Genomic DNA, 21,279 nt, shown 5'->3' on the forward strand with positions numbered 1-21,279 from the left:
ATAAACTAATGGTAGAAGGAGATTGTTATGACAAATCATGAAAAGACCTATACAACGAAAGCAAACTTCATGCTTCATGGAGGAGACTATAACCCGGATCAATGGCTGGATCGACCCGATATATTAGCGGATGATATCGAATTGATGAAACTAGCTCATACGAATACCTTCTCTGTCGGAATTTTTGCTTGGGCTGCATTGGAGCCGGAAGAGGGAGTTTACAAGTTTGAATGGTTAGACGAAATTTTTAATAACATCCACGGTATTGGCGGACGTGTAATTTTAGCTACACCAAGCGGGGCACGACCTGCTTGGATGTCACAGAAATACCCAGAAGTATTGCGTGTGAATAGTGCGAGGGTAAAGCAACTGCATGGCGGACGTCATAATCATTGTTTTACCTCGGAAGTATACCGTGAAAAAACACAGAAGATCAATCGTTTGTTGGCTGAAAGGTACGGCAATCACCCTGCGTTATTAATCTGGCATATTTCAAACGAGTACGGCGGAGAATGCCATTGTGATAGATGTCAAGATGCTTTTAGGAATTGGCTAAAGGAAAAATACAATCAAGACCTTAAAGCATTGAATGATGCATGGTGGGGTCCTTTTTGGAGCCATACTTTTACTGACTGGACACAGATTGAATCTCCATCACCAATTGGGGAAAGTATGGTTCACGGGTTAAACCTTGATTGGCGCAGGTTTGTTACTGACCAAACGATTTCATTCTTTGAAAACGAAATTGTCCCAATAAAGGAATTGACACCGAATATTCCGATAACGACTAACTTTATGGCAGATACGCATGAACTTATTCCATTCCAGGCACTAGATTATAGTAAGTTTGCTAAACATCTAGATGTGATCAGCTGGGATGCGTACCCTGCGTGGCACAACGATTGGGAGAGTACGGCAGATTTAGCGATGCGGGTTGGTTTTATCGATGACTTATACCGCAGTCTAAAGCGAAAGCCATTTTTACTAATGGAATCTACCCCAAGCGGTGTCAATTGGCATAACGTCAATAAGGCAAAACGTCCAGGAATGCACTTACTTGCATCGATGCAAATGGTTGCCCATGGATCTGACAGTGTCATGTATTTCCAATGGCGGAAATCACGCGGTTCATCGGAAAAATTCCATGGCGCCGTGGTTGATCATGATAATAGTTCAGAAAATCGTGTATTCAAAGAGGTTGCAAAGGTTGGCCAAACATTAGGAAAACTGTCTGATGTTGTTGGAACCAATCGTCCGGCAGATGTGGCGATCCTGTATGATTGGGAAAGCAATTGGGCACTAAATGACGCTCAAGGGTTTGGATTGGAAACCAAGCGATATCCGCAAACATTAGTCGATCATTACCGTACCTTCTGGGAACAGGATATTCCGGTTGATGTTATTACAAAAGAACAAGACTTTTCTTCTTATAAACTATTGATTGTGCCAATGCTATATTTGGTAAGTGAAGAAACCATTACACGTTTAAAGACGTTTGTTGCCAATGGCGGCAGATTAGTCATGACCTATATCAGCGGCCTTGTCAATGAACATGATCTAACGTATTTGGGCGGCTGGCACAAAGACTTGCAAGAGATGTTTGGCATGAAGCCGGTTGAAACTGATACGTTGTATCCAAGTGATAGAAACTATGTAAGTTATCGCGGCCAGGTATATGAATTGAAAGATTATGCTACTGTGATTGAGCTTGATACCGCCAAGGCTGAAGGTCAATACAAGGTAGACTTTTATGCCAATACCCCAGCGGTTACGAGCCATCAATATAATGAGGGTAAAACCTATTATATAGGCGGCCGTTTAGATGATGAGTTTCATCACGAATTTTATCAGGAGCTAATCAATGAGTTAGCACTAAAGCCAGTAGTTGCTGTAAAACACGAAAAGGGCGTTTCGGTGCAGGTAAGACAAGCTCCTGAACATGACTATATATTTGTTATGAATTTTACGGAGAAGAAGCAGCCGATTGTACTGGAGGACCATGTAAAAGATTTAGTTACTGGTGAGGAACTTACAGGTGAGTTGACATTGGGAACGTATGAAGTTCGTATTCTGGAAAAGGCAACAAATAATTAATGGATGATGATGAGCGTGGGCACTTCCCGCTCAGATTTATCCAATCTATAGAAAACATCCATTTTAATATATAAAGTGGGTGTCTTTTCTATAGATTAAGAGTTTTACAGTTTTATGGAAACGCTCTCTAAGGAATATAGCAATTTTCTTGCTTAATTCATAAATAACGAGAAGGTAGGGTGAATATGCGAGGATTAGTTAAGCCGTTTGCTTTCCTAGTAACAGTTGTATTGGCAGTATCTACACTTCTGTTCAATGGTCAAATCAGTTTTGCGGCAGAAAATTCACAAACACAATATTTAACAAACGGAGGTTTCGAAAGCAATTTTTGGAATGATCATTCATGGAATATTGAAACAAGCAATTGGGACAATTTTGATATTCAACAATATGCTTATGCAAATGATCCTTGGATGACGAAAGATGAAGGGGACCATGCTTTAAAGTATTGGATTAAAGATACGGCAACAGGGACTCCATCGTTTACTGCAAAGCAGATTATCCCGACACTTCCTGCAGGTAGTTATGAATTATCGGTTAAATCGATGGGGGGAGACAGTGCTCAAGCTGGTAGTGTTAGCCTTTTTGTTGGTACAGAAACAATAAATGCTGTGGCAACAACAGGCTACAATGCTTGGGGGACAATTACCTTGAAATTTGATTTAAAACAAGACACATCTAATCTTCAAGTGGGGGCTACTGTTACCGGAGCACCAATGGCATGGGGGTATTTAGATAATTTCACCTTGAAATCTGTTCCTAAGGCCGTTGATGCTGATATTTTTGTTAAAAGAGTAGATGGACTCGATAAGGACTTTATTAAAGGTGTTGATGTTTCTAGCATCATTTCTTTAGAAAACAGCGGTGTTAAATTCTACAATGAGGCTGGAAAAAAACAGGACATTTTTAAAACACTGCATGAGGCTGGAGTTAATTATATTCGTGTCCGTTTATGGAATAATCCTTATGATTTAAAAGGCAATGGATACGGCGGCGGTAATAACGATTTAGCCAAGGCGATTGAAATTGGAAAAAGAGCAACCGCTAACGGGATGAAGCTGCTAGTAGACTTCCACTATTCTGATTTCTGGGCCGACCCTGCTAAACAGCAGGCGCCAAAGGCATGGTCAAACTTAAGTTTCGAAGATAAGAAAAAAGCTTTATATAACTATACAAAAGATAGCCTGCAATCCATGGAGGCTGTGGGAATTAATATAGGTATGGTTCAGGTGGGCAATGAAACGAATGGAGGAGTTGCAGGGGAAAAGGATTGGACAAAAATTAGTGCTTTATTTAATGAAGGAAGTAAAGCAGTAAGAGCAGTTGATCCGAATATCTTAGTAGCGGTGCATTTTACAAACCCTGAAACAGCAGGCAGATATGCTTCCTATGCTAAAACTCTTGCTGAAAATAATGTAGATTATGATGTATTTGCAAGTTCCTATTATCCATTCTGGCATGGCACATTAAGCAATTTGACGTCTGTTCTAAAAAATGTTGCGGATACTTATGGGAAAAAAGTAATGGTGGCTGAAACCTCATACACCTATACCGCTGCAGACGGTGATGGACACGGAAATACCGCACCAAAGGATGCTGGACAAACGTTAAATTATCCAATAACGGTTCAAGGGCAAGCTAATTCCGTACGTGATGTCATTCAAGCAGTTGCTAATGTCGGTTCTGCTGGTATTGGTGTTTTTTATTGGGAACCTGCTTGGATTCCAGTGGGAACCCCTGATAAACTAAAACAAAACCAAATGAAGTGGGAAAAATACGGTTCGGGCTGGGCAGCTAGTTTCGCTGGCGAGTATGACCCTGATGATGCGGGCAAATGGTATGGCGGGAGTGCAGTAGACAATCAAGCAATGTTCGATTTTACTGGCCGCCCGCTTCCGTCCTTAAATGTTTTTAAATATGTAGATACAGGAGCCGTTGCCACTTTAAAAATTGATGAAGTCAAAGATCTGTCTATAAGTGCTATTGCAGGTGAGGATATTAGCTTACCTTATACAGTAGTAGTGACATATAATGATGGAAGTACAGGATATGCCTCTGTTACATGGGATAATGCTGCCCTTCAGCAAGCAATCAGCACTGGTGTTGGTACCTATGTGATTAATGGAACAGTCGAAGGTGGAATGGCTGTAAAAGCTAAGTTAGATATAAAGCCGCAAAACTTTGTGATAAATCCAAGCTTTGAAAATAGTGATCGGAGCATGTGGAAGATTATCTATGGAACGGGTACTACGCCGCAAGCCGATTACCAGCTAAAAGCATCAGATGCTAAATCAGGGGAGTATTCTCTGCATTTTTATTCAGGTACGGCTGTCGACTTTAAAGTGGAGCAGACGATTACTGGCTTAAAGCCTGGGTATTATAATTTATCCATGTTTTTGCAGGGGGGAGATGCCCAAAATCCAGAGATGTATCTATATGCTATATCTGGCGGAAAGGAATATAGAACAGATACCTCTGTAAATGGCTGGGTGAATTGGAGCAATCCTCAAGTTAATAACATTCTTGTAACAGAGGATGGAACCATCAGGATTGGAGCGCGTATAAAGGCTGATGGCGGGGCCTGGGGAAGTATAGATGACTTTAATTTATATCAGATAAGTAATCAATAAGATGTAATTAGAGGCGCATGAAAACGTTCATGTGTCTCTTCTCATTGTCAACTTTTTAATAATATTTTAGTAAGTTATATTCGATAGATGAGATTCCCTTAGCATGAATCTATCTTCCTTTTACCAAACCACTTCAAGATTCCCACTCTCCTAAACTATTCGTTTTAACCTCATCCCGGTATTGGAAACACGGAAACCTCTTGGTACGAAAAAGTTCCAAGTTGGAACCTTATGGAACCACTTTCCAAAATAGAATCTTCAATTATCGCATATTTTCAACAAATCATAATTGGCACAATACTTGCAAGTATATAAGTGACATTGTGATGTGATTCCCAAAGGAGTGAAATGTATGCGCTTAATTAATTCGTTGGCGGTAATTTTGAATGACAAATGTACCGGCTGTAAAATTTGTTCTCAAGTTTGTCCGACTTTAGCAATTACCATGGAACCTGTGCCAGGAACGAAGCATAAAAAGCTGGCTGTGGTCGAGGAGGAAAATTGTACGGGCTGTACGGCGTGTGAACAGCGCTGTCCGTTCGATGCGATTGAGATGACCAATCTGGAAGAGTCTCGTATGATCGGCGTGGATATTAGTCTATCAAACTATGAAGAAGTACAAAAGATTTGTTATGATGCCCATTTACATCCGGAGCAAATTGTTTGCTATTGTACCAGTACACGTGCCGACGAGGTAGCTGCGGCCATTCTTCAAGGAGCGGATACACCGGATAAAATCTCACAAAGAACCGGCTTGCGTACAGGTTGTACGGTAGAATGCCTCCAGCCGGCCATTCGCATGCTGAAATCGGCAGGTATTGAACTCGAAGCTCCTAAAGGCCGTTACCAGTGGTATGGAGAAACACCGACTATTTGGAGTATTCCGGACGAAGTAAAAGAGAAATATTCGAAACGTGGTTTCCATTTTGATGAGGATATTGAATTCCTGGAGAAGCTGCGTAACGCTCCATTATCAAGTGCAACTTGTCAACTTCAAGTGAAAGGGGAGGAAAAGTAATGTACCCAGCACCAATTAAACCACTTAATCCACGGCCATCACGATATGGTATCGACCCATCATTGGTGAAAAACCGTTTTGCTGAGCTTCCGGAGATGACCTCACTAATGCTAAACGAATTGTTTCCGGATGTTCCGGATGTCATTTATCCAAGTTCAGAAGGAATCTACTCAATCCGCCGCCACGCTGAGGCAGCACTCGAAAAAGTGGATCTATCGATGATCCAACCGAATCATACGGTGAATATCTTGGCTTCCCACCACGGATTTACACTTCTGGGCGGAGAACCGTATGCCGAATTATTAAAAACAGTCTATGACGTAGTTAAGCAGCGTACAGGCGCCAGGGAAGTTCGTTTACGTGCAGGCGTGGGTCTGCGCTTTAGAGAGACGGAAGAATATATTAAACGTTTTGAGTTGAATAAGCATTTTGATAGAGCAAGAGGAATGGCCCCAATTGATGAGGGCATTCCGATCGAAACGGAAATCGGGACGCTTTACGGGTTGAAATGGACGTATGATGCTACTTGGATTATTCACGTTCATAACAGTGACGTGCGTGAGGTTCACTTCCACCGCCAGGTAGACCGTGCGGTGAAGCCGTTTGGGATGTCTTATGCGCGGATTGAAACTCGGTCGACTTACCATCAAAACCTAGGACCGCGCGGAGCTAACTTCACTGCTCGGGCTATCTTTGAATCAGAGTTTGTCCAAAGCAAGTTCGTTGGAGCTGTGTTCCTCAACATGTCTCCAAGTGGTGTCATCAGCGTCGAGGCAGATAATGACCTGTACAAGATTAACGATGTCATTACCCTTAGTGGTTTACGTCACTACGGTAAAGTGTTCCAGCTGTTAGGCGAAATTGATGAGTGTATCGTTGGTTTGGACTTCCCATGTCCGGTGCCATATGTATTCTCGGCAGGGGTTATTTACTGTAACTTTGTTGGGGCCAACTGCGATTTGTTTGATCTCGATGAGAGACTCGCACCGTATACATGGTATGCGGAAGCGATGTACGGCAGAGACGGAAAACCGCTCGTTTCAGATGTAAAACCAGTCAATCCAGCTATTAAGATGGTCGTTCATAACTACGCGTGGATCGGATATCCGAGTGCATTCTTCTCTCAGCAGGTGCCAACGCTGGTAGTTGGAAAAGAACAAGCAGACCTGTTTGAACATGATTCGCAAAACATCGAGTATATGAAATACGCGATGGTAGCGGATAACTTACATGATTCCATGAACTTTGCCTATAAAACAACAGGAACAGACAAAGTCATCGTATTTGACGGTGCCGTTGGCGGGATCAATGTGAGCCGCTCCTTGGCAGATCATCTGATGGAAGTTGCACCAAGTGTCAGCGACAAAGTCGATAACATCCTAATGCCAAAATGGCTAAAGCAAAGAGGCATTTTGGTCAACGCATAGGGATTATTGAAAAACGAAGGGTCACCCTAGACCCCCAATATACAGTAAACGTTCACTTATTATGTATTGGGGGTCTGCCCCTTTTGAACATCCTCTCCAACAAGAATTTTTAAAAATGAAACCGGATTCATAGAATTGCTCTGTAATCGTAGCAAAATGATGAAAATGTGGAGGAAAAAATATGTCTAATTTGTCTAGCTCTTCAAATTTAGCAAGTAATCCAAATTCAAGTCCAACAACAGGTGTTAGTAATAGTCAAATGATAAAGGCCTCTATTGCATCTGTATTAGGATGGTCACTCGATCTTTTTGATTTATTTATTCTTCTTTATGTCGCTCCTGTTGTTGGTCAAGTGTTTTTCCCTTCCCATGTCCCGGTGCTTTCACTGGCAGCTGTCTACGCATCTTTTGCGGTAACATTAATTGTCCGTCCGCTTGGTTCCGCCATTTTTGGTGCTTATGCTGATAAGCACGGAAGAAAGGGTGCAATGACTGTAGCATTTATTGGTGTCGGACTGGCTTCTGCTTCATTCGGTCTTCTGCCTACTGTTGATCAAATTGGTATTGCCGCTTCAATCATTTTCCTTGTCCTCCGTATAGTTCAAGGGGTTTTTGTTGGTGGCGTTGTTGCATCTACGCATACAATCGGTACCGAATCTGTTCCAGCTAAGTGGCGCGGAACGATGTCAGGTCTGATCGGCGGCGGCGGTGCAGGTTTGGGAGCATTATTTGCATCGATTGTCTATCTTATTGTTACACAGCTTTTTCCAGGCGAGGCATTTAACGGCTGGGGATGGAGAGTCATGTTCTTCTCGGGAATTTTAAGTTCGGTCATGGGGATCTTTGTATTTAAATCACTAGAAGAATCTCCACTATGGAAGCAATTGAAGAAAGAAAAGGAAAACAAGAAGACTGTACAAATACAGCCAGAGCTTGAAAAATCGCCTGTTAAGATTATTTTTACAAAATATCGCTCCGTATTTTTTGTCAACTTGATGATTGTTTTTGGTGGTGGTGCTGGTTACTATTTAACATCCGGATACCTTCCTACACTCTTGAAGATGGTTAACAAAATTAATCCTACAACAGCATCGTTTATTCTAATGGGAGCTAGTGTTGTGGCCATTATTACACCGATCGCATTGGGATATTTAAGCGATCAAATTGGAAGAAAGAAAACCTTCTTAATTATCGGGGTTATCAATGTTATTGCGCTTCCGGTGCTGGGATTGGGATTGGGACATGCTACAAGTATCTCAGCTATTGCGTTTTATGCGATTGTGTTTTCAGGACTAGGCAATGCCGGATACGCACCTGTTATGATCTTTTTGAATGAGCGCTTCCCAACAGCTATCCGTTCCACTGGTACTGGTATCTCTTGGAACACAGGATTTGCACTTGGCGGAATCATGCCAACATTCGTTTCCTTGGTTAGTAGTGTAACTGGTGGCATTCCTGTTGCGCTGGCTTGCTTCCTTGTTGGAATCTATTTGATTTTCATAATTGGAAGTATCATTATTCCAGAGACAAAAGGAAACTTCTAAATCTTGTAAACTACAGGAGGTGAATAAACATGAAAATGGTCGTGGGTATTTCCGGTGCGAGCGGTGCTATATATGGCGTTCGCACCGTGGAAGCATTGTACCGGCTGGGGGTGGAAGTTCACCTTGTCATCAGTGAAACAGCCAGGAAAACGATCGAGTACGAAACAGATTATCGTTTTCAGGATGTTTATAGAATGGCTTCAGAGGTATATGAAAATCGTGATTTGGGGGCCGCTATTTCAAGTGGTTCTTTTAAAGTAAAAGGAATGATAGTCGCACCATGCTCAATCAAGACACTGGCCGGTATCGCTAATAGTTTTAATAATGAATTGCTGACCAGGGCGGCAGATGTTCAGTTAAAGGAACGCAGAAAGCTGGTGCTTCTTCTACGTGAGACGCCCTTACATCTTGGGCATATCCAACATATGATGAACGTTACCCAAATGGGAGGAGTGATTCTTCCGCCGGTTCCGTCTTTCTATCATTTACCTAAAACAATTGATGATATTGTAAATCAAAGTGTTCAGAAAGCACTTGATCAATTTGATCTTGAAGCTAATTTATTTACGCGATGGTCAGGTATGGAACATCCGATAGAAAAATGATAAATGAATGGACATGAGAGGAGTAGGGATATGTCTACATTAATCGATCAAAAACAGACTACATATTACAATTTCATCAATGGGGAATGGACGGAATCTTCTTCAAAAGAATTATTGGAATCAAAAAACCCGGGTACTGGTGAAGTGGTGGGCTACGCGCAAAAATCAACGGTTCAGGATGTGGAACATGCAATTGATACCGTTTTTCATGCGTTTAACACTAGTGACTGGGGCTATAATCCGAAGCGGCGCTACAACGCTTTGTTAGGTTTAGCACAAAAAATGGAAGAGAACAAGGAACATCTTGCTAGAGTTTTAACGATCGAGCAAGGGAAAACCATCAATGAATCCCGAGGCGAGATTGCCGGTTGTATTGATACCTTAAAATACTTTGCCGGTGCATCCCGGACCGTATTTGGGCGCTCGATCCAGCTTGAATCGCAAAATTTTGGGGTCATTGCAAAAGAGCCGATTGGCGTAGTTGGAATTATCAGCCCATGGAACTGGCCGGCCCTTTTGATGGTTCGGGAATTAGCTCCTGCTTTGGCAGCTGGTAACGGTGTAATTGTTAAACCGGCAAGTCTCACACCGGCTATTTCAGTGGAAATTTTCAAACTTATTGACCAAATTCCTGATTTCACCAAAGGGATAGTGAGCATTGTGACTGGACCTGGACGATCAATAGGTGCAGCGATGGGAACAAGCAAGAAGATCGATATGATCAGCTTCACTGGAGATACTTCCACAGGTAAGACGATCATGGAAATGGCAACAAGCAATATTAAGAAGCTGGCATTAGAACTAGGTGGAAAATCGCCCAATGTTGTATTTGCAGATGCAAATTTAAGGAAGGCAATCCCTCTGATAGGCCGCTCGATCTTTAACACCGCCGGACAGATTTGTATGGCCGGTTCTCGATTGTTAGTCCATGAATCAATTAAACATGAAGTGATTGCCGGCTTAAAACAATATGCGGAGAATCTAAAGGTCGGGAATGGAATTCTTGAAACAACGGATATGGGGCCAGTTATTTCGCAAAGTCAGTTGGATATCGTGACAGACTATATCGAAATGGGACGTAAGGAAGGAAAAATCGTTACAGGCGGTTACCGCTTAACAGGTGGGGAATACGATAAAGGCTTTTTTATAGCACCAACAATTATCGATGAACTGTCGTCATCCTCTAGAGTCGTGCAGGAGGAAATCTTTGGACCGGTTCTAGCTATTCAGTCTTTCTCTAATGATGAAGAAGCACTCGCCATGGCCAATGATTCCGATTTTGGACTCGCTGCTGGTGTCTGGACAACCAATTTAAACCGAGCCATGAAAATGTCGAAAGCAATTAAAGCAGGTACCGTATGGATTAACACGTACAACAGGAACTTCCCAGAAGCTGAATTTGGCGGTTATAAGCAAAGTGGTCAAGGACGTACTCGCGGTATTGATGGATTAAATGAATATTGTGAGACAAAACACATTCATTTTGAAATCGATTAATCAAAACAGGGATGCAAAGGAGGGAATACCGTGACAACAGGACACTTAGTAAAGGCAGCGGATTTTAAATTCTCGTTTAATCTTCCTACTCTAATTGAATTCGGGTATGGAAAGTCTGTTGAGCTGGGACAACGGCTTCAAAAGCTTGGAGTTAAACAGGTGTTTTTAGTAACGGATAAAGGGGTCGAATCAGCTGGGTTGCTTGCAGGATTAACTAGATCTTTGGAAAAATCAGAGATTTTATTCGATATCTTTACAGGGGTAGAACCCGACCCGAGTCTTGAGACCATCAAAAATGGTTATGAAGTTTTTGGGCAAGAAGTGTATGACTGTATTGTCGCAGTCGGCGGTGGAAGTCCAATTGATACGGCGAAGGGGATTCGGGTTGTTGCAGCAAATGGAGGCAGTATCGGTGATTTTGCCGGGGTAAACAGGGTTCCTGTTGCGCCAACGATTCCGCTTATCGCCATCCCAACCACATCTGGTACCGGTAGTGAGGTAACCATGTTCGGCGTTTATTCGGACTGGCAAAATAATGTCAAGGTAACGGTGACTAGTCCCTATATAGCGCCAACAATTGCGATTGTTGACCCTGCATTGACAATGAGTTTACCGGCAAAAATGACCGCTGCATCAGGAATTGATGCTTTGGCTCACGGGATTGAAACCTACTTTTCAATTCTATCCAGCCCTGCATCGGATGCACTTGCGATGGAGGCTATCCATATGGTAAATGGACATCTTCGCAGTGCAGTCGAACGAGGGCATGAAGTGGAAGCACGCGTTGGCCTATCACATGGCAGCTTATTAGCAGGGATGGCTTTTAATAACGGATTTTTAGGATTAACCCATGCGATTGGGAGCGCCCTGTCCGGACACTGTCATGTTCCACATGGGGTTGCAATTGGACTCTTACTCCCAAGTGTAATTGAATTCAATGCGGCTGCTCTTCCGGAAAAAGCAGCAAGAATTGCTGAACAGATGGGAGTGAAGGGTGAGAACCAGGAGGCGTTAGCATCTCAAGCAGGTGGTGCTGTTGCAAGCCTTGTTGAGTCAATTGGGCTTCCAACAAGACTAAGAGAGGTGGGGGTAACGGAGGAGAAGCTTGCTGATATTGCGAAGGATTCATTCAAGAGCGGGATGATGAAAATGAATCCGCGTCAGCCTTCTGACGATGAAGTTTTAGCCTTATTAAAAGCTATATTGTGATTATAAATGGGAAGAGGGATCGACAGTGGCTGCAAGTACGATTATTTTGGGCATTGCTTTACTTTATGTACTAATTACAACAGGCATAGGTCTCTACACCAAGAAATTTTCAAAAAGTTCTGATAAGTATATGACAGGTGGAAAAGAGTTTGGCCCCTTAATCATTGGTCTTTTAATGATGTCCGAGTTTATCGGTACCGGTTCAACTCTAGGGACGGCACAAACCGCTTTCGACAAGGGGATTTCCGCCTCTTGGAATCTAATTACTCTAGCGCTTGCGTTCATACTATTTGCTTATACTCTTGCCAAAAAGTTTCATGAACGAGGGGAGTATACCATTTCCGGTGCCATTTCCAAATCCTATGGAAAAAGCGCAATGGTTATTACTTCGCTTATTATGATTTATGCATTATGTGTAGTAAACGTCTCCATGTATGCAGGTGGTGCGGCAACATTATCTGCGATTCTTAAAATACCACATTCATTGGCAGCTATTTTAGTAGGATTGATCACTGTGGTGTATGTTACTGCAGGCGGAATGTTTGCCGTAGCTTATACAAATTTGATCCATGTGGCATTCAAGTATTTGGGATTAATCCTTGCCTTATCATTTGGATTGGCGGCTGCGGGAGGAGTTGCTGGAGTATCTTTAGACCTTAAACCCCAAATGTTTAGCTGGACTGGAATGGGCTGGCCTATGATTATTGCGTGGACCATTGCCAATATTGGGTCGATTTTTTCAACTCAATATATAATCCAAGCGGTATGTTCCACTAGTGACCAAGCACAGGCAAAAAAAGCAAGTATTTATTCAGGATTATTGGTTATTCCTGTTGGGATTATTGCGGCGGTAATTGGGATGGTTGCAAAAAGCCTGTTTCCAACTATTCCTTCAGCTCAGGCTTTGCCGATCATGACTACTTTGATGAACCCTGTTCTTGGTGGATTGGTCGTAGCCGGTTTGATTGCTGCGGTCTTTGGTACTGTTGCTGCAAGTACAATTGGTTCTGCGGCTTTGATACTAAAGGATTTTTATATTCCCTTTTTCAACAAAAAGGCAACCGAAAAGCAGAAGCTGCGGTTCTCCCGAATTGCGACTGTCGTGATGGGGCTGCTTCCGATCCCTTTTGCAATATTTGCTCCGCAAATTTTAACGACAATCTTTTTTGCTAGAGCATTGCGGACAACGATCGCGGTAATCGTTGTGCTGATGTTCTACTTCCCGAAATTCAGCAGCGGCCGCGGGGCAACCTGGGGAATGATTCTTGCCGTGATCATTACGACCGCTTGGTATTTGAATGGAAATCCGTTTGGCATCGATAATATTTATATTGCCGGTGTTACACCGTTGGTTGTCATGTTAATTGATCACATTTTCAAACAGCCAAAACAGGAGATTATTTTGTTGGAAAAAAAGGAGAATTTTTAAAAACCTTTTCATACAAAAAACCAAACGGAAATCCTTTTATTTGCAAATCTTTTTAAGGAGCAATATCAGCAAGTTTAACTTGTTGGTATTGCTTTTTCCTGTATCTATCAAATTCTATCAAATTGCAATTTAATTGTGAGCTGAGGTGTATCAACCATGTTCGTACAAACCTATACTCCCATCACACCAGCCGGCTGGTCGGTACTCTTGGGTATCTTACCATTGTTTATCCTTTGCCTGCTGCTTATAATGGGTTGGCTAAAACCAGCCCTTACCTATGGTTTGGTTTTACTTCTAACCGCCGGATTGGCCGGGACAGTGTGGGAAATGCCAGTACCGATGATCACAAGTACCGTGTTTTATGGGTTTCTTTTTGCTCTTTTTCCACTCTTTTATATGATTTGGAGTTCAATATTTTTATTTCAGGTGTCCGATAAATGCGGGTATATTAATCGGATTAAGAATACGCTGAAGACGGCCGAAAAGGGAATAGAATGGAAAGTGCTTCTCGTCGGCTTTGGATTGACGGCTTTTATTGATAGCACAGCGGGGTTCTTGGCTCCAGTGGCGATTGTTACGGCGCTTCTGGTGCAATTAGGCGTTGAACCAAAGAAAAGTGCGCTCGCCACTCTATCTTCCAGTGCGATACCGGCTGTATTTGGTGCAGTTGGAGTTCCAGTGATTCTCCTTGCCGAAGTGACTGATCAGCCTTTGGCGGAAACAATAAGGGTGGTTGCTTTTTTCGATATCATTCCTGCCCTGGCGGCCCCCCTTATTACCTGTTTAGCCACCTGCGGCTTTCAATCAACAAGGAAATTTTTTAAACAGATCTTTATTGGAGGCTGCAGTTATGCTGCCGCTACTTTGTTGAGTGTCCTTTTTATCTCTCCCTATTTAGGAGCGATTGTCGGTGCAGCTGTCTATATTGTTGTCATTTTTCTGTTAGGCATAAAGAATGGGATTTTTACAGAAAAATTGTCACCGAAAATATGGTTGAAAAGCTGGTGGCCGTTCGTGCTCTTAACCGTGTTTGTTTCCATCTGGAATATCCCATCCATCCAATCAGTATTGGGAATGGCAGGGAAAGGATGGCCCATTCCGTTTCTGGATCGACAGATTATGACAGAAGCTCCATTTGGACATGATGTGATATCTGTATCCTGGAAAAATAATTTTCTTGCCTCACCGGGAACAGCCATCATTTTAGCTTCGTTGTTTACTGCGTTAACATCTGGTATGGGCTTGCTAAACTGGATTAGGATGCTGTACTCTTCTTTACGTTCTGTTGGAATGGTGGCATTTAATTTATCGATGATCTCATCTGTTGGGTTTTTAATGGTTTATAGTGGTATTGCTGGTACGCTTGCCTATCCATTTGGACATTTAGCCGCTGGATATATGGTGGTAGCTCCACTAATGGGCTGGCTTGGAACCTTTTTAACGGGCAGTAATGCAGCTTCAATTGCCCTGTTTGGCGGTATGCAGGCTTATGCGGCCAAAATTACCGGTCTGCCCGCTGTTGGAATTGCGGCTTGCTTTGCAGTTGCGGCGGTCGGCGGGAAAATGATAGCTCCTCAAGCGCTCGAAGTTGCTGTTAAATCATCCGGTATGGATTCCAGTTCCGAGGCGAAGCTGCTCAGAAAACTGATCGTATTTAGTTTGTTGGTTCCCTGTCTATCCATCGTGGTGATTGTGATGTGGAAACTTTTTAGGACAGAATAGTTTCCATTTTGGAAGTGATAGGCACCAAAACTGGTCATTAAAGTGACTAGTTTATCGTCGTCTGTAATCATATAGCAATTGGCACAATACTTGCATTAGATTAATTGACTTGTGAAATTAAGCTCAGAGGAGCGGAAGAATGCGCTTATTAATTTATAGGCTGTTACTATCAATTACAAATGTAATGGCTGTAAAAATAGGTTAGAAGTAATTTTGAACATCTAAACATTTTTTATAAAAAATAAATAGAGTTACCTAACATTGATTTTATATAATAGGGGGAAATGCTAGTATGCGAGCTAAAACATTCAGGACATGGTTGCAGCACCTTCAATCCGAAGGCCGTCTGGCTGTTATTAATCGAAACGTCAGTTTACAGTATGAGATTGCCGCAGTAAGCAAAAAATTGGATGGAAAAAAGGCCACTTATTTTACAAATGTAGAAGATTATTCAATACCAGTTGTTTCTGGCATTTGTTCCAGCCGTGAAGATTTTGCTGAAGCACTCGAAACTGATCAATTCGGAATTATCCATAAGTTTAATGAAGCGGTGGCTTCGCCGACACCCTGTCGATTGGTGAATGATGCGGAGGCTCCTGTTAAGGAAAATATCATTCTCGGAGATATCGACTTAATGAAGCTGCTTCCGATTCCCGTTCATCACGAGAAAGATTCAGGCAACTATATTACAGCTGGACTGTTTATTGTTCGGGATCCTGAAACCCGCAAGCAGAACGTCGCCATTCATCGTCTACAGGTTTCAGGAAAGGACAAACTTGGCGTCTTACTCCTTCCACGCCACACATTTCATCTGTTTAAAGAGGCAGAGGAGGCGGGAAGGGCATTGGAATGTGCCATTGCTATCGGAGTAGACCCGGTTACATTACTAGCTTCGCAAGCAAGCACGCCATATGGTGTGGATGAATTAGAGATTGCCGGCAGCCTGCGCGGAGAACCATTGGAAGTGGTTCGCTGCGAGACGGTTGATATTGATGTACCTGCATCTGCTGAAATTGTCCTAGAGGGCAGGATTTTGCCCCATGTTCGCGAGCCGGAAGGACCTTTTGGAGAATTCCCCAAATATTATGGACCACGCAGTAATAAGGAAGTTGTTCAAATTAGTGCGGTCACGCACCGAAATAACCCGATCTTCTATACGATTGTACCTGCATGCTACGAGCACTTTTTATTGGGAGGGATTCCTCGGGAGGCAAGCTTGTTTCAAAGCATCCGTCAAACGGTTCCAGGCGTTAAGGCCGTCCATATGAGCCCAGGAGGAACCTGCCGCTATCATGCAATAGTGTCGATTAAGAAAAGAACCCAGGGAGAGGCGAAAAATGCGATTATCGCCGCCTTTGCGAACAGTTTCGACATTAAACATGTGATTGTCGTAGATGAAGAGATTGATATTTTTAACATGGAGGAAGTGGAGTGGGTGATTGCCACCCGCTTTCAAGCCCAAAAAGATTTGGTACTCATCCACGATTCCCAGGGATCGAAACTGGACCCTTCTACAGAGGATGGTGTAGGATCAAAGATGGGATTGGATTGTACCGTTCCGTTGAATAGTGAACCGATGCGTTATTTACCGGTATATATTCCGGGATACAATGAAGTGAAAACAGAGGATTATGTTGATTTTAAGGCCTCTATTAAAGCTGAACATCTAGAATAGTGAAAAGAATAGAAAACTAGTGATGTCTAACTAGCAATCAACTACGCAGCAGAGAGCACCCTTTAAATGATTGAAGACTGCTGCCGGGCCAAACATATTATTAAGACAGGAGTGGGAAAAATGGAAGGCAGCTTACTATCTATACTATTTTTAGGATTTATTCTTGGGATCAAACATGCGATTGAACCTGATCATGTCATTGCGGTTTCTACAATTGCTAGTCAAAGTAAAAAATTATGGCGTTCTTCTCTGGCAGGGGTTTTTTGGGGAATCGGGCATACTGCAACACTATTTTTAGTTGGAATCATCTTGATTATTATGAAGGGGAACATACCGGAAGAGTGGGCGATGTCCTTTGAGTTTTTAGTTGGGATTATGCTAGTTTATTTAGGCATAGCAAGTATTCTTTCCTTTAAAAAAGTCCATCATCATGAACATCAGCATAATGAGGTTGTTCATGATCATTTTCATCATCGCGCTGAAGGTGCTCCACACTTGCATGAGCATAAAAAGATTTCCTATCGTAAGTCTTTGCTGATTGGCTTAGTGCATGGGCTTGGCGGAAGTGCGGCAATGGTGCTGTTAACCATGAGTTCAGTTACAAGTATTTGGGAAGGGGCCGTATATATTCTTATCTTTGGCCTGGGAACGACCATTGGTATGCTTGGATTTACAACGATTATTGGCATTCCGTTTGTCCTTAGTGCGAAAAAGGAAAGTGTAAATTTAAAACTGACAAGAATTACCGGGCTAATCAGTACCGCATTTGGACTTTACTATATGTATAACTTAGGAGTAACAGAGGGCTTATTTAAAATTTGGATGCAGTAAATTGACATCTGATCTCATATTGGGATAACAGGATAAGCTATATTTCATAAAGTAGGGGTTGACCAGCTAAAACAAGCTAGTCAACCCCTATTCCTATGTATGGTTATTGTTTAGATGTGAATGGATATTGTGCCAGAGCCTCGCCTAGAACGGTCTGATAGACTCGTTTTCCTGAAATTCCGAGGGATTCAGCTACTTGTCGACAGGCTTCATATTCCGGAGCCACATTTACAATTTCTCCGTCCAAGAAAGCAATCTTGACCGGCAATTCACCAAAAGATGTTTTAACCTGGACAATTTTATGGGGAACGGCCCAACCACTGACTGTATAATGACGCATCCCGATGGTGGTTGTCTGACGTACTATTTCCTCTTGGATTTCTTTTTGCCGTTCAGTCTTACAGGCTACCCGAAGCTGCAATCCAGGGCGTCCCTTTTTCATGATGATTGGAATGATGTACGCATCCATTGCCCCAATGGATAAAAGGCGCTGGATGAGATAGCCTGCTAATTCAGGGTTCATATCGTCAATGTTGGTTTCAATCACAATCGTTCCTTTTTGGGGATTGGAAGATTTCACCGTTTGAGAAGAGGTGCACCACTCTCCAAGCTGAATCCGCAGAATGTTCGTGGAAGCATATTCTGGTCCGGCTCCATATCCTACTTTTTCCGTAATAAATGCCGATTGTGGAGCAGGTACAGCTAAGGTTCGAATGAGAGCAGCAGCTGCGGTGCTGGTTATTCCTCCAGCCGCTCCGGAAGTCAAGGTAGGGTATCCTAGTAATAATTGAACGGTTGCTGGTTCAGGAAATACTTTCCACCCCTCGTCATATTGGTTCCACCCGCTTCCCAGATTAATGGTGGAAACATAACATTCCGGTTCTCCTATCAAATGCCAGGCCAAGATGTTTCCAACCGTGTAACAGAGTATTTCTGCAGAATTCTCTTGATCAAAAGGTATCAGGCTAGGGTTCGTATCACGCACAACTGCTTCGGCTGCACCCCAGTGTTGAAAAAACAATTTGCTTTTTTCTTTTACTGTTTGTGGCAGCTCCCAGTTATCGATTATTTTTTCCATATCGGATAGATTCATAGAACCATGCAGTTTAAATGGATAAATACAGGCCGACGTTGCCGCAATTCCTTTCACTTTCATTCGCTGAACCGCAAGATCATTTTCATGTACACCAATTTTACCCATATACGAACGCCATTCATTTTCGGGTAATCCCAGATCGAACCAAGCACCTAATAACCTTTCGTTGTCCACCCCTTCGAAACATTCAATATATGCACCTGTCATTGCCGCCCTCTCCTTTCATGTCCCATTTTATTCGATTGTAGCATAAACAGGAAGCAGTCAAGAACAGGAAAAATATAACGAATCGAAGAGAGTTCCAATGCGGAATCATTTAAAGTTGCCATGCATACTAAACTGGAAACACATGGTTTCCGTTATTGTGGAAACCACTGATTGATAAATGGAACTATGTGGGTTCCATGGAATCGTATTAATCCCTATATTTACGCTTGGCACAAATCTTGCAATTATAAAAAGTGAAGGAAAGTCCAACGGCGTTAATTAAAATGAATGCGCTTCAATCATGATCGGCTGTAATACCGTCACAAAAAGGGTATTGAACCGAGCTGCTGAAATGGTGATGGCAGTGGAAACCCCAACAAATTCCAGTTCAAAAAGTACATCGATATCGCACACAGAGATCTATGTGAGTAGGAGGATGATCAGAAACATGTTGGAAATAACTCAGCACAAAAAAGAAGCAGCTGTATATGATTTGCGTGATACATTGTTTATACCCATTCAAGAACGCCTATTTACAGCACAAGTGGTAGCTACGAACTATGGGATATTGGCAAATAGCATGCGTGCTGTTGCGTTTGTAGATGAACTTGGCCTTGAACTATTAACTTGTTTAGAAGATGGCGCGGCAGTAAAGCCGGGGGATGTCATCTTAACCTTTCGTGGTACGCCGAAAAGTGTTGCTATAGCTGAAGACCGGGTGCTTGGGTCGATGATGGTTCCGTCCGGCTATGCCACTCGGGCACGGCAACTGCAGCTTGTTGCAGGAAGCAATTTGAAGGTGGTGTGCGGGGGATGGAAGAAACTCCCGCAGGAATCCAAGCCGGGTCTACACGCTGCACTGGCGGCAGGGGGGATTGGGATGCGAATGGTTGAAGGTCCGTTTGTCTATATCGATAAAAATTATGTTTCGATGTTTGGAGGAGTCGGCCAAGCACTTCAAGCGGCTGCACAGTTTCCTGACCATAAGACCGTGATTCAAATCCGTGGGGAATTGCAATCTATCGCTGAGGAGACAGAGGCAGCGGTTCATGGAAGAGCGAATGTCCTTATGGTGGATACAGGATCGTTGAACGATCTTAAAATTGTTCTACAAATCTTGGATCAGCTTAATGCCCGCCATCGGGTAAAGGTAGCTTTTGCGGGCAGCGTAACAGAAGAGACACTGCTTTTGCTTCGTGATGTTCCGGTTGATTTGGTCGATGTAGGTGCTTCGATTCTAAACGCTCCCCTACTCGATATGCGTCTAGAGGTTAAATTGTCCGAATAAACAGCCAGCAAAGAGAGTCATAAAAATTGAGGGAGGCGAAAAGAAGTGGAATATAGTCTTTTAAATAAAACAGAACTCCGTTTAACCGATGTATATCTAAGTGATTGTGATTTATCTGAAATTTCAAATACAGTGGCTGAGGTGCTAAAGCTCCCAAGGGACCGGGTATTTGTTATCGATGTTCGCGAGGATCATATCGCATTGGATTTACTCGTTCAGACCATAAATGATGATCAGTTTGTAGGGAAGAAAGAACAATTGTTAAAAGCAGTAGGTTCGCTTCCAGGTGTGAATTTTGGTCCGGAACCGGACATTCATTCCGAAGGAGTATTGGGGATGATTGCATTATCCCCAATAGAAGGGAAAAAGGTGGTTGAGCAGAGTGCAGCGATGGGTAACGAAATTCAAAACCGGATTCGCCGCCGTGTGAAGGTATTCCCTACTGGATTTGAAGTTGGAAGGGGCATGATCGAGGATACCAATACACCTTACCTCGAAAAACGGTTTACGGAAGCAGGATGCAAGGTACAAACTCATCGGCCGTTAGCGGATGATATTGACGAAATTGCAGGCGCATTAAGGCAGGCACTTGAACAGGGATTTGGCCTTATTATTACCACCGGCGGAGTGGGAGCTGAAGATAAGGATTGTTCAGTTGAAGCCTTGCTTAAGGTTTGTCCGGAAGCTGCAACCCCCTATATTGCAAAATTTACTCGCGGACATGGAAGGCACGTAAAGGATGGGATTCGGATTGGAGTCGCCAAGGAAGGATTAAGCTATGTGGTTACACTTCCCGGACCGAATGAAGAAGTGCAACTTTGTACAGATGTACTTGTGGAGAGTATCAGCCAGCAGCCCAAACCGGAAGTACTCGGAGAACAGTTGGCCAATCTTCTTCGGGAGCGGTGGATGAGAACAGTGGGCGTGCACGGTCATGCACATCATAGACATCATGGAAACCATACAAATTAAAAACTACTATTTTTATAGAAGGATAGAAAGGGAGAG

The 21,279-nt window shown here is 42.9% G+C and carries 15 protein-coding genes; 14 read left to right on the top strand and 1 reads right to left on the bottom strand.

The annotated features are described in order from the left end of the window. Positions 1-27: 27 nt before the first annotated feature. From M3226_RS16065 to M3226_RS16120, 12 genes are all read left to right on the top strand, one after another. Positions 28-2,094 (top strand): beta-galactosidase, encoded by a 2,067-nt coding sequence (locus M3226_RS16065; protein WP_285857871.1) that lies wholly within the window; start codon positions 28-30, stop codon positions 2,092-2,094. Positions 2,095-2,279: 185 nt separating this feature from the next. Then, positions 2,280-4,724, top strand: a complete 2,445-nt coding sequence (locus M3226_RS16070; protein ID WP_251566795.1) for a glycosyl hydrolase 53 family protein — start codon at positions 2,280-2,282, stop codon at positions 4,722-4,724. Between the two features lie 352 nt (positions 4,725-5,076). After that, positions 5,077-5,742, top strand: a complete 666-nt coding sequence (locus tag M3226_RS16075; protein ID WP_144567164.1) for a (2Fe-2S)-binding protein — start codon at positions 5,077-5,079, stop codon at positions 5,740-5,742. Then, the gene (locus M3226_RS16080; RefSeq protein ID WP_144567165.1) at positions 5,742-7,169 is read left to right on the top strand and encodes a hypothetical protein; all 1,428 of its coding nucleotides are present in this window, start codon (positions 5,742-5,744) and stop codon (positions 7,167-7,169) included. Before M3226_RS16075 ends, M3226_RS16080 begins: the two co-directional genes overlap by 1 nt. Positions 7,170-7,350: 181 nt before the next feature. Then, positions 7,351-8,712, top strand: coding sequence for an MFS transporter (locus M3226_RS16085; protein WP_098531119.1), 1,362 nt, complete (start codon positions 7,351-7,353; stop codon positions 8,710-8,712). A gap of 29 nt (positions 8,713-8,741) precedes the next feature. Further along, entirely contained in the window at positions 8,742-9,317 is a 576-nt protein-coding gene (locus tag M3226_RS16090) for a UbiX family flavin prenyltransferase (RefSeq protein WP_098531118.1), read from the top strand. A 30-nt stretch (positions 9,318-9,347) separates the two neighbouring features. Beyond that, the gene (locus M3226_RS16095; RefSeq protein WP_251566797.1) at positions 9,348-10,814 is read left to right on the top strand and encodes an aldehyde dehydrogenase family protein; all 1,467 of its coding nucleotides are present in this window, start codon (positions 9,348-9,350) and stop codon (positions 10,812-10,814) included. 30 nt (positions 10,815-10,844) lie between these two features. Next, on the top strand, positions 10,845-12,023 hold the full coding sequence (locus M3226_RS16100; RefSeq protein WP_251566805.1) for an iron-containing alcohol dehydrogenase family protein: 1,179 nt from the start codon (positions 10,845-10,847) through the stop codon (positions 12,021-12,023). 25 nt (positions 12,024-12,048) lie between these two features. Then, complete coding sequence (locus M3226_RS16105) at positions 12,049-13,452, top strand: sodium:solute symporter family protein (RefSeq protein ID WP_251566807.1); 1,404 nt, start codon at positions 12,049-12,051, stop codon at positions 13,450-13,452. Between the two features lie 156 nt (positions 13,453-13,608). After that, on the top strand, positions 13,609-15,174 hold the full coding sequence (locus tag M3226_RS16110; protein WP_251566809.1) for an L-lactate permease: 1,566 nt from the start codon (positions 13,609-13,611) through the stop codon (positions 15,172-15,174). Positions 15,175-15,466: 292 nt separating this feature from the next. After that, positions 15,467-16,849, top strand: coding sequence for a UbiD family decarboxylase (locus tag M3226_RS16115; RefSeq protein WP_251566810.1), 1,383 nt, complete (start codon positions 15,467-15,469; stop codon positions 16,847-16,849). A 120-nt stretch (positions 16,850-16,969) separates the two neighbouring features. Then, positions 16,970-17,680: a HoxN/HupN/NixA family nickel/cobalt transporter gene (locus M3226_RS16120; protein ID WP_251566922.1), complete on the top strand. Its 711-nt coding sequence runs from the start codon at positions 16,970-16,972 to the stop codon at positions 17,678-17,680. Positions 17,681-17,783: 103 nt separating this feature from the next. On the opposite strand, the gene M3226_RS16125 is transcribed toward M3226_RS16120, so the two are convergent. Beyond that, positions 17,784-18,983 (bottom strand): LarC family nickel insertion protein, encoded by a 1,200-nt coding sequence (locus M3226_RS16125; RefSeq protein ID WP_251566812.1) that lies wholly within the window; start codon positions 18,981-18,983, stop codon positions 17,784-17,786. A 448-nt stretch (positions 18,984-19,431) separates the two neighbouring features. On the opposite strand from M3226_RS16125, the gene M3226_RS16130 reads away from it, so the two are divergent. Both M3226_RS16130 and M3226_RS32505 read left to right on the top strand, forming a co-directional pair. Next, complete coding sequence (locus M3226_RS16130) at positions 19,432-20,271, top strand: hypothetical protein (protein WP_251566814.1); 840 nt, start codon at positions 19,432-19,434, stop codon at positions 20,269-20,271. A gap of 45 nt (positions 20,272-20,316) precedes the next feature. Beyond that, positions 20,317-21,243: a molybdopterin-binding protein gene (locus tag M3226_RS32505; RefSeq protein ID WP_251566816.1), complete on the top strand. Its 927-nt coding sequence runs from the start codon at positions 20,317-20,319 to the stop codon at positions 21,241-21,243. The last annotated feature ends 36 nt before the right edge of the window (positions 21,244-21,279 follow it).

This window comes from Neobacillus cucumis (genome assembly GCF_023715505.1).

What these genes read in the sequence shown, in the direction of transcription:
- M3226_RS16065 (WP_285857871.1), top strand. Translation starts at nt 28, where the DNA reads ATGACAAATCATGAAAAGACCTATACAACGAAAGCAAACTTCATGCTT.
- M3226_RS16070 (WP_251566795.1), top strand. Translation starts at nt 2,280, where the DNA reads ATGCGAGGATTAGTTAAGCCGTTTGCTTTCCTAGTAACAGTTGTATTG.
- M3226_RS16075 (WP_144567164.1), top strand. Translation starts at nt 5,077, where the DNA reads ATGCGCTTAATTAATTCGTTGGCGGTAATTTTGAATGACAAATGTACC.
- M3226_RS16080 (WP_144567165.1), top strand. Translation starts at nt 5,742, where the DNA reads ATGTACCCAGCACCAATTAAACCACTTAATCCACGGCCATCACGATAT.
- M3226_RS16085 (WP_098531119.1), top strand. Translation starts at nt 7,351, where the DNA reads ATGTCTAATTTGTCTAGCTCTTCAAATTTAGCAAGTAATCCAAATTCA.
- M3226_RS16090 (WP_098531118.1), top strand. Translation starts at nt 8,742, where the DNA reads ATGAAAATGGTCGTGGGTATTTCCGGTGCGAGCGGTGCTATATATGGC.
- M3226_RS16095 (WP_251566797.1), top strand. Translation starts at nt 9,348, where the DNA reads ATGTCTACATTAATCGATCAAAAACAGACTACATATTACAATTTCATC.
- M3226_RS16110 (WP_251566809.1), top strand. Translation starts at nt 13,609, where the DNA reads ATGTTCGTACAAACCTATACTCCCATCACACCAGCCGGCTGGTCGGTA.
- M3226_RS16115 (WP_251566810.1), top strand. Translation starts at nt 15,467, where the DNA reads ATGCGAGCTAAAACATTCAGGACATGGTTGCAGCACCTTCAATCCGAA.
- M3226_RS16120 (WP_251566922.1), top strand. Translation starts at nt 16,970, where the DNA reads ATGGAAGGCAGCTTACTATCTATACTATTTTTAGGATTTATTCTTGGG.
- M3226_RS16125 (WP_251566812.1), bottom strand. Translation starts at nt 18,983, where the DNA reads ATGACAGGTGCATATATTGAATGTTTCGAAGGGGTGGACAACGAAAGG.
- M3226_RS16130 (WP_251566814.1), top strand. Translation starts at nt 19,432, where the DNA reads ATGTTGGAAATAACTCAGCACAAAAAAGAAGCAGCTGTATATGATTTG.